At 68.0% G+C, this 14,362-nt stretch carries 11 protein-coding genes; 7 read left to right on the forward strand and 4 right to left on the reverse strand.

Annotated elements, in window-relative coordinates; all coding sequences use genetic code 11:
- Nucleotides 1-28 precede the first annotated feature (28 nt).
- The gene (locus LFT45_RS11055; RefSeq protein ID WP_236803262.1) at nt 29-2,002 is read right to left on the reverse strand and encodes an alpha-amylase family protein; all 1,974 of its coding nucleotides are present in this window, start codon (nt 2,000-2,002) and stop codon (nt 29-31) included.
- Between the two features lie 213 nt (nt 2,003-2,215).
- Here LFT45_RS11055 and ligD point away from each other — a divergent pair, with 213 nt between their 5' ends.
- Nucleotides 2,216-3,238, forward strand: coding sequence for a non-homologous end-joining DNA ligase (gene ligD / locus LFT45_RS11060; RefSeq protein WP_236803263.1), 1,023 nt, complete (start codon nt 2,216-2,218; stop codon nt 3,236-3,238).
- Nucleotides 3,239-3,279: 41 nt separating this feature from the next.
- Here the strand turns inward: ligD and LFT45_RS11065 are convergent, their stop codons facing one another.
- On the reverse strand, nt 3,280-3,900 hold the full coding sequence (locus LFT45_RS11065) for an L-threonylcarbamoyladenylate synthase (protein ID WP_236803264.1): 621 nt from the start codon (nt 3,898-3,900) through the stop codon (nt 3,280-3,282).
- A gap of 105 nt (nt 3,901-4,005) precedes the next feature.
- Nucleotides 4,006-5,982, reverse strand: coding sequence for an amino acid transporter (locus LFT45_RS11070; RefSeq protein WP_236803265.1), 1,977 nt, complete (start codon nt 5,980-5,982; stop codon nt 4,006-4,008).
- Between the two features lie 243 nt (nt 5,983-6,225).
- On the opposite strand from LFT45_RS11070, the gene LFT45_RS11075 reads away from it, so the two are divergent.
- The 3 genes from LFT45_RS11075 to LFT45_RS11085 all read left to right on the forward strand — a co-directional run bounded on the left by LFT45_RS11075 (nt 6,226) and on the right by LFT45_RS11085 (nt 9,409).
- Nucleotides 6,226-8,181, forward strand: a complete 1,956-nt coding sequence (locus LFT45_RS11075; RefSeq protein ID WP_236803266.1) for an ATP-binding protein — start codon at nt 6,226-6,228, stop codon at nt 8,179-8,181.
- On the forward strand, nt 8,178-8,852 hold the full coding sequence (locus LFT45_RS11080) for a response regulator (protein WP_111902594.1): 675 nt from the start codon (nt 8,178-8,180) through the stop codon (nt 8,850-8,852). The genes LFT45_RS11075 and LFT45_RS11080 overlap by 4 nt, the downstream gene beginning before the upstream one ends.
- Before the next feature lie 125 nt (nt 8,853-8,977).
- Nucleotides 8,978-9,409: a VOC family protein gene (locus tag LFT45_RS11085; RefSeq protein ID WP_236803267.1), complete on the forward strand. Its 432-nt coding sequence runs from the start codon at nt 8,978-8,980 to the stop codon at nt 9,407-9,409.
- A gap of 78 nt (nt 9,410-9,487) precedes the next feature.
- On the opposite strand, the gene LFT45_RS11090 is transcribed toward LFT45_RS11085, so the two are convergent.
- Nucleotides 9,488-11,821 (reverse strand): phosphoketolase family protein, encoded by a 2,334-nt coding sequence (locus tag LFT45_RS11090; RefSeq protein WP_336885614.1) that lies wholly within the window; start codon nt 11,819-11,821, stop codon nt 9,488-9,490.
- Between the two features lie 272 nt (nt 11,822-12,093).
- On the opposite strand from LFT45_RS11090, the gene LFT45_RS11095 reads away from it, so the two are divergent.
- From LFT45_RS11095 to LFT45_RS11105, 3 genes are all read left to right on the forward strand, one after another.
- A complete protein-coding gene (locus tag LFT45_RS11095; protein ID WP_236803268.1) occupies nt 12,094-12,690 on the forward strand; it encodes an HAD domain-containing protein in 597 nt (198 codons plus the stop codon).
- A gap of 187 nt (nt 12,691-12,877) precedes the next feature.
- Nucleotides 12,878-14,107: an inorganic phosphate transporter gene (locus LFT45_RS11100; protein WP_236803269.1), complete on the forward strand. Its 1,230-nt coding sequence runs from the start codon at nt 12,878-12,880 to the stop codon at nt 14,105-14,107.
- The gene (locus tag LFT45_RS11105) at nt 14,104-14,325 is read left to right on the forward strand and encodes a hypothetical protein (protein WP_236803270.1); all 222 of its coding nucleotides are present in this window, start codon (nt 14,104-14,106) and stop codon (nt 14,323-14,325) included. Before LFT45_RS11100 ends, LFT45_RS11105 begins: the two co-directional genes overlap by 4 nt.
- Nucleotides 14,326-14,362 lie beyond the last annotated feature (37 nt).

Consider the following 14,362-nt stretch of genomic DNA (forward strand, 5'->3'; position numbering starts at 1 on the left):
CGCAAAGCCCGGACGCCGGCAAGAGTTCTCAGGAGGCCGGGACCACCCGGAGCCAGGCATAGTCCTGCGGCCGCAGCACCAGCCCCTCGTCGATCCGGACCGGCTCCTCGGAAAACAGGTCCAAAGCCTCTGCCGCGAACCCGGACAGCGTGTCCGCGGACACCACCTGCGGCGCGTCACTGAAGTTTGCCAGGGCCAGGACCACCGTTCCCTCGCCGGGACGCTGGTAGCCGAGCACCGCAGCGTTGTTCGTGGAGAACGGCAGCAGGCGGGTGCCGGCCAGCTCGGGAGTCGCCGCGCGGACCTCCGCCAGCCGCCGCAGCCCCGCATATACGGCCCCCTCAGGGGTGGCCGGGTCCAGCCGCTTCGCGTACTTTTCGGCAGGGAACTGCGGCCGGTGCACCCACCGGCTGTCGGCGTCGTGACCATCCTCCCGCGCATAGCCGTAGTCATTGAGCTGCCCCACCTCGTCGCCCAGGTAGAGCAGCGGGATACCGCCGGTGCTGAAGGCTACCGAATGCGTCAGCAGGACGCGGCGGATGGCCTCAGCCGACCCGGCTTCCAGTCCGCACAGCGACGCCGTGGTGCCGGAGATGCGGCAGTCACCGGTCCGCGGGTTGTCCTGGAACGGCACGCCGTGGGCGAAGCTGCCCGGGAACCGGTTGACATAGAACGAATTCAGGAACCGGCGGTGGTCGAAGCCGTTGATGCCGAACTCGGCGGCGTCCTCGTCGGCAAACGTCCAGCCGATGTCGTCATGGCTCCGCACGTAGTTCACCCAGGATGTTCCCGGCGCAATGGTGTGCCGCCGCTCCAGGGCCTGGGCCAGCAGCGAGACGTTGCGGGTGGCCAGCGCCTCCCAGGTCAGCGCCATCTGCAGCGGGTTGTAGGAGAGCTGGCACTCGGCCGGATCGATGTACAGGGCAACCTCATCCGGGTGCACGATCGCCTCGGACTTGAACAGCAGGGACGGCGCCGCCAGCCGGCAGACCGCATTGAAGGCCTGGAGCAGGGTGTGCGCCTCGGGCAGGCTCTCGCACGGCGTCCCCAGCTGCTTCCAGATGAACGCCACCGCATCCATACGCAGGATGTCCACGCCCAAATTGGCCAGGAACAGCATCTCCCCTGCCATGGCCCGGAACACTTCGGGATTGGAGTAGTTCAGGTCCCACTGGAACGTGTGGAAGGTGGCCCAGACCCACCGGCCGTCCGGCAGCTGAACGAAGGAGCCGGGGTGGTCCTCCGGGAATATTTCGCGGACGTTCTGCTCGAACGCGTCCGGCATGGCCCGGTCCGGGAAGATCCAGTAGTAGTCGCTGTAGCGCGGATCGCCCGCTGCGGCCCGCTGCGCCCACTCGTGCTCGTTGGAGGTGTGGTTGAAGATGAAGTCGACCACCAGGCTGATGCCGTTGGCCCGCAGCTCGGCAGCGAGCGCGCGCAGCTGGTCCATGGTGCCGAGCTTCGGGTTGACCTCGCGGTAACTGGACACGGCGTAGCCGCCGTCGGACAGGGGCTCCGGGGCCAGGAACAGCGGCATGAGGTGTAGGTAGGTGAGGCCGAGTTCCTTGAAATAGGGGATGCGGGCCCGGACGCCCTCCAGATCGGCCGCATACCGGTCCACGTAGCAGACGCCGCCGAGCATGCGGTTGGACTGGAACCAGTCGCTGTTGCCTTCACGGCCGGCGTCGAGCTTTTTCAGGTCTGCCGGCCGCTCCTTCCAGGAGCTGGCGATTTCTCGCGCGAGGGCCGCCAGCTGCTCCTCGATGTCAGGCCGGGTTCCGTACAGCGAACGGAACAGCCTCGCCAGGTCGGGGAAATGCCGGTCGAACCGCTGCTCCAGTGCGGTCCAGTCCCGGCCGCCCGGTTTAAGGCCCGCCTGCCCGGCCGCCAGGCTGAACAGCTCGCGGTTGCCCGCCTCCGCTGCCACGGAAGGCCGTGACTCACCGGACTCCTCGGCAGCCGATGGTCCTTGGCTGGCGTCCAGACTCGGGGATTCAACCATGGAACGGGTCTCCTTCGCGGATGCTCTGCGCCTGGCGGCGCCCGGTGTGTTTCATCCTTACAGATGGCCCCGCCGCTGCCCAGTGAGCGGGCAGATGTTTCTCAGTGCCCGACGGCGGGACTCACTTTGGCGGGGCGGGTCCGCCAATGACAGGGCGGGAATCGCGGCGGGCATACTGCTGACGGCGCGGGCCGCGCGGGGTAGGTTGTCCCCATGGCCAGTGAACAGACCACCATCAGTGTCGACGGGCCCGACGGCCCCCGGGAAATGCGCGTTTCCAGTCCAAGCCGGGTGCTGTGGCCCGAACTGGGACTGACCAAGCTGGACCTGGCGCGCTACTTCGTAGACGTGGGGGAGGCCTTCATCCGCGCCAACGGCGACCGACCGGTGGCGCTGCAGCGGTTTTCGGACACCGTGGACGGCGAGCAGTTCTTCTCCAAGAACCCGCTGAAGGGAACGCCGGACTTCATCCGCACGGTGAAGGTCACCTTTCCGAGCGCGCGCTCGCATCCCATGCTGGTCCTGGACGAGCCGGCCGCCGCCGTCTGGGCCGCACAGATGAACACCGTGGTCTTTCACCCTTGGCCGTCCCGTGCGGACAACTCGGACAATCCCGACCAGCTGCGCATCGACCTCGATCCCCAGCCGGGCACCGACTACGACGACGCCATCCCCGCCGCGCTGGAACTGCGGAAGGTACTTGCCGAGGCAGGGCTGGACGCGTTCCTGAAGACCTCCGGCAACCGAGGCCTGCACGTTTATGCCCCTGTTGAGCCGACCCGGGAGTTCCTGGATGTCCGCCACGCCGTGATCGCTGCCGCCAGGGAGCTCGAGCGGCGCATGCCGCACCAGGTCACCACGAATTGGTGGAAGGAGGAACGTGGCGAGCGCATCTTCGTCGACTTCAACCAGGCCAACCGGGACCGCACCATCGCCGGCGCGTACAGCCCCCGTGCCCTTCCGCACGCTTCCGTGTCCTGCCCCATCACCTGGGACGAGCTGGCGGACGTCAGGCCCAGGGACTTCACCATCCTCACCGTGCCGGACAGGCTGAAAACGGTGGGGGACCCCTGGGCGGACATGCACGCAAAGCCCGGCACCATCGACACGCTGCTGGAATGGTGGGAGCGCGACGTCAAGAACGGGCTGGGTGAACTGCCGTTCCCGCCGGACTACCCCAAGATGCCGGGCGAGCCGCCGCGCGTCCAGCCCAGCAGGGCGAAGAAGCCGGAGTAGCGGGCGCGGCCCCTCCCCGGGGCCCCTACTTGAGCCCGCCCCTACTCGAACCGGGACGGGTCGCCGGTGCCGCGACGCACCACTTCGGCGGTGCCGCCGGAGAAGTCGACCACGGTGGTCGGCTCGGCGCCGGTGTCGCCGGACTCGATGACGGCGTCCACCACGTGGTCCAGCCGCTCCTTGATTTCCCAGCCCTGGGTCAGCGGGTCCTCCTCATCCGGCAGCAGCAGCGTGCTGGAGAGCAGCGGTTCGCCGAGTTCGGCCAGCAGCGCCTGCACGAAGTTGTGCCGCGGGATCCGCACACCCACCGTCTTCTTCTTCGGGTGCAGCAGCCGGCGCGGGACCTCCTTGGTGGCCGGCAGGATGAACGTGTAGCTGCCCGGCGTGACGGACTTGATGCTGCGGAACACGTCATTGCCGATGTTCACGAACTGCCCCAGCTGCGCGAAGTCCCGGCAGACCAGCGTGAAATGGTGCTTGTCGTCCAGCTGGCGGATGGAACGGATCCGGTCCAGCGCCTCCTTGTTCCCCAGCTGGGCGCCGAGGGCGTAGCAGGAGTCGGTGGGGTAGGCGATCAGCCCGCCCGATCGCAGGAGCTGCACGATCTGCGAGATCGCGCGGGGCTGGGGGTCCTCGGGGTGGACATCAAAGAATTTCGCCATGCGCTGAGCCTACGGCCCGGCGTCCGTCCGCGCACGCAACACGCAATGCTCCATGCGCATTGCACCGCGCCTGCACCCCGCATGTTCAGGGGCCAGGGGAAGTGTTCACCCCACATGCACCCATGGACGCCTGGTGACATCCGGTTCGGCTTCACGCAGCACCTCCCGGGTGACCGGGGCGATCTCACCCTCGCCGAGGAACAGGAAGCGCAGCAGGTTCACCACCGGATTGCCCTCGGTCCAGCGGAAGTAGATGTGCGGCATGAGCCCGGTGACGTCCCGGATGTGCAGGAGCACGGAGGCGATGGTGTTCGGCACCACGGGCCCGTGCACCTCCAGCACCCGGTAGCCGTGCCGCACGACGCCCCTCACCTGCAGTTCGGTCTCGAAGTCGGACGAGTCGTCGACGATCACCTCCAGGAACAGCGCCTCATAGTGGACCGGGAGGTGGCTTACCTCGATGGCGGAAGTCAGTTTCTGCCGGTACGCCTCCGCCGTCAGCCTGCGCGGTTCGTGCGCGATGATGCCGATGGGGCCGCTCTCGTCCGCGGCGACGAATTCCAGCGCCGTCCGGTCGAGGCGGACGTGGGTGGCGTGCAGCTCGAAGGACCGCCCGATCCTGGACAGCAGCGAGATGACGATGATGCCGGCGATGAAGAACGCGGCAATGCGGATGCCCTCGGGCCGCTCAACAACGTTTGCGACAGTCGTGTAGATGAACACCAGCGCGATCAGCCCGAAGCCCACGGTACGGTTCCGCTGCCGGCGGCGCCGCGCGGACAGCGCCACAGCCACGGCCGCGGAGGTCATGAGCACCAGCACGCCGGTGGCGTAGGCACCGCCCTGGGCGTCGACGTCGGCCTCGAAAAGAACGGTGACCAGGAAGGCAATGAGGCCGAAAACCAGGACCAGGGGCCGGACGGCCTTGGCCCACTCCGGCGCCATCCCGTAGCGCGGCAGGTACCGCGGCACGAGGTTCAGCAGCCCGGCCATCGCCGACGCCCCGGCGAACCACAGGATGGCGATGGTACTGAGGTCGTAGACGGTGCCGAACCCGTTCCCCAGGTATTCATGGGCCAGGAAGGCGAGGGCACGCCCATTGGCCTGGCCGCCCGGCTCGAATTCGGCTGCCGGAATGAGGATCACCGTGGTGAAGCTGCTGGCGATGAGGAACGCGCTCATGATCAGCGCGGCGGTGGTCAGCATGCGCCGGGTCCCCTCGACGCGGCCCGCCGGGTTCTCCTCCGTGTCCGTGTCCCGGCCGCGGACCTGCGGCATGACCGCCACGCCGGTTTCGAAGCCGGACAGGCCAAGCGCCAGTTTCGGGAACACCAGCAGGGCTATGGCGACGGCGAGCGCCGGGTTGCCGTGCGAGGTCCCCAGGGCCTGCCACCAGTCCCCGACGGCGGTCGGGTGGCCCAGCGTTTCGACGGCGGCCCTCGCCACCACCACGACGTTCAGTCCCAGATAGACCGCCACCAGGACGACGGCGATGCCGATCGCCTCCTTGAACCCGCGCAGGAACACGGCAGCGAGCAGGGCCAGGAGAACGAGGGTCACCGTCACCTCCTGCCCCTGCAGCCATACCGGGGCGTACGGATTCTGGATGAGGTGCGCCGTGGCGTCGGCGGCGGAGAGAGTCATGGTGATCATGAAGTCCGTCGCCGCGAAGCCGAGCAACACCAGGACGAATAGCTTGCCGCCCCAGCGGGGGAGCAGCCGCTCCAGCATGGCGATGGACCCCTCGCCGTGGGAGCTTTCGCCCGCCACGCGGCGGTACACCGGCAGTGCCCCGAACAGGGTGACGGCAACCAGGACCAGCGTGGCCAGCGGGGAAATGACGCCGGCCGCTAGCGCGGCGATGGCGGGCTGGTAACCGAGGGTGGAGAAGTAGTCCACGCCGGTCAGGCACATGACCTGCCACCACGGATGCTTCCGCTCGTGGGCGGCGGTCAGCCCGCCGGGTCCCTGGTGGGAACCCTTGCTGTCCTGGAGGCCCAGCAGCAGCCAGCTGTGCAGCCGCTGCCTTCGGGTGCGGCGCAGCTCCGAGGGGTCCGCCGGCGGGCGGCTCATGGTTGTCATGGGTGCCTTCCATCTGTGCTGGTGCCCGCGGCAGCGCGACATGTCACTGCGACAGCGGCATGTCACTGCGACAGCGGTATGTCACCGTGGCGGTGGCATTTCGCTGCGGGCACAGCCGAACGTAGCACCGCGCAGGAGCGCCGGAACCGCCCGCAGGGGAATCTTGACGGATCCTTAACGCCGGTGTGAGGCACCCCACCGGGCGTGCCGCCGGGGACGGCGGACGGGTGAAAGAATGGCGTCATGGCAGGGGAACGGATCGTCATTGGCTTGTCGGGAGGCCTAGAGGGGGAGATCCTGATCCGCCGTGCCGCCAAGGTCCTGGACGGTGCCGGCGGTGGTGACCTGCTGGCCGTGCACATCCGTTCCGCGGAGGGTGCGTCGGGCGAATCCACCAGCGCCCTCGAATCCCAGCGCCGCCTGGTGGTGGAGCTGGGCGGCAGCTACCACACCGTCGCCGCCGATGATCCCGTCGAAGCACTCCTGGGGTTCGCGTCCCACGTGGGCGCAACCCGGCTGCTCATCGGCCAGTCGCGCGCGCATCCACTGGCCAGGCTCCTTTCGGGCGGCACCGAGACGCGGATCATCCGCCGTGCGGGCGACCTCGACGTGCAGGTGGTGCCGCATCCGCTGGCCGGGCACGGCACGGGCCGCCGGCGGCAGCGGGACCTTGGCCGTGTGCGCGTCGCAATCGGATTCGTGCTGGCCGCGGCCGTCCCCATCCTGATGCAGCTCGCGCTCGCCGTCATCGAGCACAGCGTGGCAACCGCCGTCCTGGTCCAGCTCGCCGGGGCCGTGGCCGTGGCGCTCGTGGGCGGACTCTGGCCGGCCGTCGCCGGAGCGCTCTGGAGCAGCCTGCTGGTCAACTACTTCTCCACGCCGCCACTCGGTGAGCTGGCCATCAGCGACCCGCAGGACCTGCTTTCCCTCGGCGTGTTCGTGGGCGTCTCGGTGGCCGTGGCCGGCGTGGTGGACACGTCCGCACGCCGCTCCAAGGAGGCCGCCCGGGCGCGCGCCGAGGCGGCCACGCTCGGCGAGCTCTCGCGCGGAGCCACCCGCGCCGAGGATACCGTGGGCAATCTTCTGGAACAGGCGCTGGACGTCTTTGGGGTCCGCGGCGCGGCTCTCTTCAGCGGGTCCGCGTTCGAACCCGCATCCGGCGCCGGTCCCGGCCCGCGGCTGCTCGCGAGTGCCGGCGAGCTGACGGAGGATGAACGGGAGGGCACGGGTTTCGCCGAGCACACCGTGGAACCGGTCGACGACGGCACCTGGCTGGTGCTGTTCGGCAGGACCGTGCCGGCTGCCGACAGCAGCCTGCTGGGCGCGTTCGCCGCGCACGTGCTGGCCCAGCTGGAGCGCCAGCAGCTGGCCGCCAGCCGCCTCGAGGTGCTGAGGCTGGCCGAGGGAAACACCATGCGCACCGCCATCCTGCGTGCCGTCTCGCACGACCTCCGCACGCCGCTCGCCGGAATCAAACTCGCCGTCGGCGGTCTCCTGCAGACCGCGGTCACGTATCCCCCCGAGGAGAAACAGGAACTGTTGGAAACCATCGACGAATGCTCGGACCGGCTGGACGTCCTGGTGGGCAACCTCCTCGACATGTCCAGGATCACCGCCGACTCAGTCCGTCCCCTGCTGAAGCCCGTTCGTTGGCTCGATGTTGTGCCTCCCGCTCTGCGTGGCATTCCGGCGGGGAGCGTGCGGGTGGAACTGCCGCCGAACCCTCCCGCCGTCGACGCCGATTCAGTGCTGCTGGAGCGCGTCATCGCCAATATCGCGGAGAACGCGGTCAAGTACGCCCCGGCCTCGGACATAAAGGTGACGGCAGCGGCGGGCGGGCTTAGTGGCGCGGTCCTCAACGGCCACCCGGCAGGTGAACTGAGGATCATCGACCACGGACGCGGTGTCCCGGGCCGGAACGTGCCCGCGATGTTCCGGCCGTTCCAGCGCCTGGACGATGTGTCCCAGTCCACCGGCGTGGGCCTGGGATTGGCCGTCGCGAGGGGGTTCGTCTCGGCCATGGGCGGCAGCCTGGCGGCAGAGGAGACGCCCGGCGGGGGACTCACCATGGTCATCCGGCTTCCCCTGTCAACGGGGCATGACTCAACCGGGGCTGACGGCGGGACCTCCGCCGTCGTTCCCGGCGTTTCAGTGCCCGGTGTTTCACCTGCCGTACCTTCCCAGGAGACTGCCCAGTGACCGGCGTCCTCGTCGTCGACGACGACCAGCACCTGCTGAAGGCGCTGCGGATCACACTGCAGGCGCACGGCTACACCGTGGAGACGGCCGCGGACGGCGAGGCCGCGCTGATTGCTGCCTCCCGCAATCCGCCCGGGCTTGTTGTTCTGGATCTTGGACTGCCGGACATGGACGGCGCGGCGGTCCTCAGGGAGCTACGCCGGTGGAGCTCCGCCCCGGTCCTGGTGCTCTCGGCCCGGCACGGTTCGTCGGACAAGGTGGACGCCCTCGACGCCGGCGCGGACGATTACATCACCAAGCCCTTCGGGCTGGAGGAACTCCTGGCCCGGCTCCGCGCGCTCCTGCGGCGCGCGCCGGAAACCGCCGAGCCCTCCACCGTGGACACCGCGGAGTTCAGCGTGGACCTGGGGCGGCGGATGGTCACCCGGAACGGTGAGCCTGTCCGGCTCACTCCCACGGAGTGGAGCATCCTTGAACTCCTGGTGCGGAACCCCGGCAAGCTCATCACCCAGCAGCAGATCCTGGCCACCGTCTGGGGGCCAGCCTACGAGAAGGAAGCCAACTACCTCCGGGTGTACATGGCCCAGCTCCGGCGCAAGCTGGAGGCGGACACAGGCAACCCGCGCCATCTGCTGACGGAGGCCGGCGTGGGCTACCGCTTCCGGCCCTGACCTGCCCTTATGGACATCCGTGAACTTCCGTGAACCCCTATGAAGGGGAGCCGGATTCGGGCAACATGTGTAGAGCCGGGCGCCGCACACCGGGCGCCACACGTACAGCCGAAGGAGAACAGATCGTGTCCACCCTGCTCAACCCGTACCTCAGCTTCCGTGACACCGCCCGCGACGCCATGACCTTCTACCAGTCGGTGTTCGGCGGCGACCTGGCACTCAGCACCTTCGGGGAGTTCCACGCCAGTGAAGATCCTGCCGAGTCGGACAAGATCATGCACGGGATGCTGACCTCGGAGAAGGGGCTCGTGCTCATGGGAGCCGACACCCCCAACTCCATGGACTATTCACCGGGGAACAACATCTCGGTATCGCTCAGCGGGGACGACGAGGCGGAACTTCGCGGTTACTACGACAAACTCTCCGGCGACGGAGGCTCCGTCACCGTCCCGATGGAGAAGGCGCCATGGGGCGACATCTTCGGCATGTGCACCGACAAGTTCGGCATCGCGTGGCTGGTAAACGTCAGCGGAGCCTCGGCAGCGCCCGGTTCCTAGAAGTAGCAACGCGGGGTCACTTTTCGCCCAATAACAGGCCTCCATTGGACGATATCTGACCTCGCGTTGCAGTTTGGTTTAGGAACCGGGCGGCGACCATACCCAGTCGCGGATGCCGGGCAAATCCTCGAAGTGCTCCCGGATGTATTCGGCATGGGCGTCCAGCTGCTGGTTGCAGTAATCGGCCAGGGCCTCCGCGCCGTCGAACTGCCGCGGCATCCGGCGCAGCGCCTCCAACGCCAGGTGGTAGCGGCTCATCCGGTTGACCACCACCATGTCGAACGGCGTGGTGGTGGTGCCCTGCTGGCTGTAGCCGCGGACGTGGAACCGGTCCGGGTTCGGCCGCCCGTGCAGGAGCTGGTGGAACGAGCGGGCGTAGCCGTGCCATGCCACCACCACCTCGCAGCTGTCTGTGAACAGCGAAGTGAACGTCCCGTCGTCGAGCCCGTGCGGGTGCACGTTGCGCGGCGGAAGAACCATGGCGTCCATGACGTTCACCACGCGCACGGTGGCATCGGGAACGTGGCGCTGCAGCAGCCAGGCCGCCGCGAGTGCCTCCTCAGTGGGGATGTCGCCGGCGCAGGCGAGGACGACGTCCGGTTCAGTGCCGCTGCCGTCCTCGTTGCCGGCCCACTCCCAAATGGAGGCTCCGGCCTCGGCGTGCGCGCGGGCTTCCGCCAGGGTCAGGTACTGGGGGTGTGACTGCTTGTCGACGACGACCAGGTTCACATAGTCCTGGCTGAGCAGGGTGTGTTCTGCCGCCGCCAGAAGAGTGTTGGTGTCCGGCGGCAGGTAGATTCTCGTCACTTCACCGGACAGGGACAGCACGGTGTCGATCAGGCCCGGGCCCTGGTGGCTGAAGCCGTTGTGGTCGTTGCGCCAGCAGGTGGAGGTCAGCAGGATGTTCAGGCTCGGCACCGGCGAGCGCCATTCCAGCTCCCGGGCGTGCTGCAGCCACTTGGCGTGCTGGACGGTCATCGAGGCGCTGACCATGGCGAAGGCCTCGTAGCTGGCGAAGAACCCGTGCCGCCCGGTCAGCAGGTAGCCCTCCAGCCAACCCTGGCAGAGGTGCTCGGAGAGCACCTCCATGACGCGGCCGTCCGGAGAGACGTGGCTGTCCCCGCCGCCGTTATCCCCGCCGTTCCCCGGCAGCATCAGGCAGCGGTCGGTGGCCTCAAACACGGCGCCCAGCCTGTTGCTGTTGGTTTCGTCCGGGCAGAACAGCCGGAACCGAGGGTTGTCCTTCGTTCCGGTGTAGAGGTCGCGGAACAGCTCACCCAGCGGCTTGGTGGTTTCGATGCTGGTCGAACCGGGCTGGCCGGGGTCGACGGCGTACTGGGCCAGGTCAGGTATCTCCAGCGGGACGGACGGCTGGCCGTTGGCCAACGGCGCCGCTCCCATCCGGAGCCTGCCTTCGGGCGCCAGAGCGGCCAGTTCGGGGAGGAGCCGGCCGTCGTCGTCGAACAGGGATTCGGGCTGGTAGGAGCGCATCCATTGCTCCAGCAGCGCCAGGTGCTCCGGGTTGTCCCTGACACCGGACAGGGGAACCTGGTGCGCACGGAACGTGCCTTCCACCGGGGTGCCGTCCACGGACTCCGGTCCGGTCCAGCCCTTGGGGGTCCGCAGGATGATCGCCGGCCAGCGAGGCGCCGTCGCCAGATTACTGCCGGAGCCGGAAGCACCGGAACCGGCGCCCCGGGCGGCCTGCTGGATGTTCCGGATGATTGCATATGCACTGTCCAGGGCGGCGGCCAGGGCGCGGTGGACCTTCTCGGGCTGGTCGCCGGACACTGTTACGGGTTCCCAGCCGTTGGCACTTAGCAATGCCTCGACGTCCGCGTCGGGGCGGCGTCCCAGGACTGTCGGCCCGGAAATCTTGGCCCCGTTGAGGTGCAGGATGGGCAGGACCGCGCCGTCCCGCGCCGCGTTGAGGAAGAACGGCGCCGTCCACGAGGCGGCCAGCGGGCCCGTCTCGGCCTCGCCGTCGCCCACCACGCAGGCGGCGATGAGGCCCGGGTTATCCATCACCGCGCCGGTGGCGTGCATCAGCGAGTAGCCCAGCTCGCCGCCCTCGTGGATGGACCCGGGCGTTGCCGGACCCACGTGGCTGCCCACACCGCCCGGCGTCGAAAACTGCCTGGCCAGCCGGCGCAGCCCGGCGGCGTCGCGGCTGACCTCAGGGTAGATCTCGGAGTACGTGCCCTCGAGGTAGACGTTCGCCACCACCGACGGTCCGCCGTGGCCCGGGCCGGCAATGAACAGGACCTCGGCCGACGTTTTCTTGATCAGCCGGTTCAGGTGGGCGTAGATCAGCGACAGCCCGGGACCGGTGCCCCAGTGCCCCAGCAGCCTCGGCTTAATGTGTTCCGGCTGCAGCGGCTCCCGAAGCAGGGCATTGTCCTGGAGGTAGATCTAGGCCACCGTCAGGTAGTTGGCCGCGTTCCAGTAGCGGTGGAGGAGGTACAGTTCGTCATCCGAAATTGCCCCGTTTGCCCCGGCCATGCCCATTTATTGCCTTCCGTCGGATCCCGCTCCAGCGCTGAGGGGCACAGTCTACCCCGCGGTTATGGCGGCCCTCAGATCCACTCCGGGTCCGCCCAACCGGCAGTTGGGGCCTCTTGTTCCCAGAGGCCTTGCCCGTACTGGCGGCGGTTCCGTAGCGTTGCAGGCGTGGAAGGAATGCCGTGGGAATCACAGCGTCGAATGGGGACGCCGCGCTAACGGGGGACACGCTCAAGGGAGACACCGCGCTCAAGGGAGACCCCGGGAACAGGGTGACCCTCTACCTCGATGTCGATGGCGTGGTGTGCCCATTTGGCCCCACGGGCACCACGCCGTGGGACTCGGCATGGCGTTACACCTTCGCCGGGATGCTGGAAGTCTCCTATGCGGCGGAGCTGGTGACGGCCCTGAACCGGCTGTCTCTGCAGCCCGGACTCCGGTGCGTCTGGCTCACCAGCTGGGAGGAACTGGCGCCCGCCGTACTCTGCCCGGTCACCGGACTGGAGGGAAGCACGTGGCCGGTGCTGACCGCTGACGGGGCGGGCAGCGGCGCGGAATGGTGGAAGCTGGAAGCCATTCAGGCGGATGTGGGCAGGAACACACCGGAGCGGATCATCTGGGTGGACGACCAGCTCGCATTTGAAGGCCGCGCCCAGGCGTGGGCACGGATCCTTGGCCGCCGTGCCTTGCTGGTTTCACCGGACCCCCGGACAGGATTGTCGCCGCGTCAGCTGGAGGCCATCCGCGCCTTCTCCCGGCCCCCGGACCGGCAGGCGTGACTGAGTTGAGCGGTGCAGGTTTGACCTTGCCTGCAGGACGCGTACCATCGATAAGGTTTCAAGCCCGCTCTGCAGCTCCGCGACCTCCACCCCCAGACGTATCCTTAAACAGCGGGTGAACTATGCTGTGCAGTGCAGGCCGGGGAAGTGGAACTGCTGTACGTAGACTCTGCAGATTGGGCAACAGGTGGACATCACCTTCATGGTGGCGCTGGTCATTGCGCTGGCATTATTTTTCGACTTCACGAACGGTTTCCACGACACCGCAAACGCGATGGCCACGCCCATTGCCACCGGTGCCATCAAGCCGAAGACTGCGGTTGCCCTTGCGGCGGCCCTGAACCTCGTCGGCGCGTTCCTGTCCACGGAAGTCGCCAAAACGGTCTCGGGGGGCATCATTCGCGAGGGGTCCGGCGGGGTCCAGATCACCCCGGACATCATTTTCGCCGGCCTCATGGGCGCCATCCTCTGGAACATGATCACTTGGCTCAAGGGACTGCCCTCCAGCTCGTCCCATGCGCTGTTCGGCGGCCTCATCGGGGCCGCGGTTGTGGGCATCGGCTTCCACTCCGTCAACCTCGAGACGCTGCTGCAAAAAGTCATTCTGCCCGCCATCTTCGCCCCGGTCATCGCAGGGCTTGTGGCCTACGTCTGCACCCGGATCGCCTACGGCCTCACGTCACGGCATGATCCGGAGACAGGCAGCAAGCTCACGCAGAAGCGCGGCGGCTTCCGGACAGGCCAGATCTTCACCTCCAGCCTGGTGGCGCTGGCCCACGGCACCAACGACGCCCAGAAAACCATGGGCATCATCACCCTCGTACTGATCGCGGCCGGGACGCAGAAGCCCGGCTCGGGCCCGGAGCTGTGGGTGATCACGGCCTGCGCCCTCGCCATCGCCATCGGAACCTACGCCGGCGGCTGGCGCATCATCAGGACCATGGGTGCCGGACTCACCGAGGTGAAGCCCGCCCAGGGCTTCGCGGCCGAGTCGAGCACGGCTTCCGCCATCCTGGCCTCCTCGCACCTGGGCTTTGCCCTGTCCACCACCCAGGTGGCCTCCGGTTCAGTGATCGGTTCCGGCATGGGCCGCAGGGGCACCACGGTGCGCTGGGGCATGGTGGGGCGCATCGCACTCGGGTGGCTCTTCACGCTGCCCGCCGCGGGCATTGTCGGTGCTTTGACCGCACTGCTGGTCAAGACCGGGGTGGTCGGCGTGGTGATTGCGGCAGTGGCCGGCACCGGCGCCGTCTTGTACATGTTCCTGGTATCCCGCAAATCCCAGGTGGGCCACCACAACGCCGTCGAGGTCGAAGAGGCCGGGCAGGCAATCCGCTTCGCGAAGAAGAAGGCCCTCGCCAGGGCACGCGCCGCCGAGCGCGCCAAGAACAACAACCCGAAGGGCCCGCAGCGATGAAGTGGTTGGAACTCCTCACCGTAGCCGGCGCCACTCTGGTCGCCGCCGTGACCGTCGTGGTCCTTTACTCCCTTGGCGTCCGGCTGACCGCCATCGCCGGTGACCGCCAGGTGGCCGCGCCGGCCTGGGTCAAATACCTCTCCTACGCCTGCTTTGGACTCTGCGGCATCGCCGTGATGTTCGGCCTGTACCTGATCATTCCGTACTTCAGCGGCTAACCGGGCAGGTCCGGCGACGGTCCTCTGGGAACGCTGA

The organism is Arthrobacter sp. FW305-BF8 (assembly GCF_021789315.1).
Taxonomy (GTDB): Bacteria; Actinomycetota; Actinomycetes; order Actinomycetales; family Micrococcaceae; genus Arthrobacter.

Excerpts from the sequence above, each read along its gene's own strand:
- LFT45_RS11055 (WP_236803262.1), bottom strand. The coding sequence starts at position 2,002 with ATGGTTGAATCCCCGAGTCTGGACGCCAGCCAAGGACCATCGGCTGCC.
- ligD (WP_236803263.1), top strand. The coding sequence starts at position 2,216 with ATGGCCAGTGAACAGACCACCATCAGTGTCGACGGGCCCGACGGCCCC.
- LFT45_RS11065 (WP_236803264.1), bottom strand. The coding sequence starts at position 3,900 with ATGGCGAAATTCTTTGATGTCCACCCCGAGGACCCCCAGCCCCGCGCG.
- LFT45_RS11070 (WP_236803265.1), bottom strand. The coding sequence starts at position 5,982 with ATGACAACCATGAGCCGCCCGCCGGCGGACCCCTCGGAGCTGCGCCGC.
- LFT45_RS11075 (WP_236803266.1), top strand. The coding sequence starts at position 6,226 with ATGGCAGGGGAACGGATCGTCATTGGCTTGTCGGGAGGCCTAGAGGGG.
- LFT45_RS11105 (WP_236803270.1), top strand. The coding sequence starts at position 14,104 with ATGAAGTGGTTGGAACTCCTCACCGTAGCCGGCGCCACTCTGGTCGCC.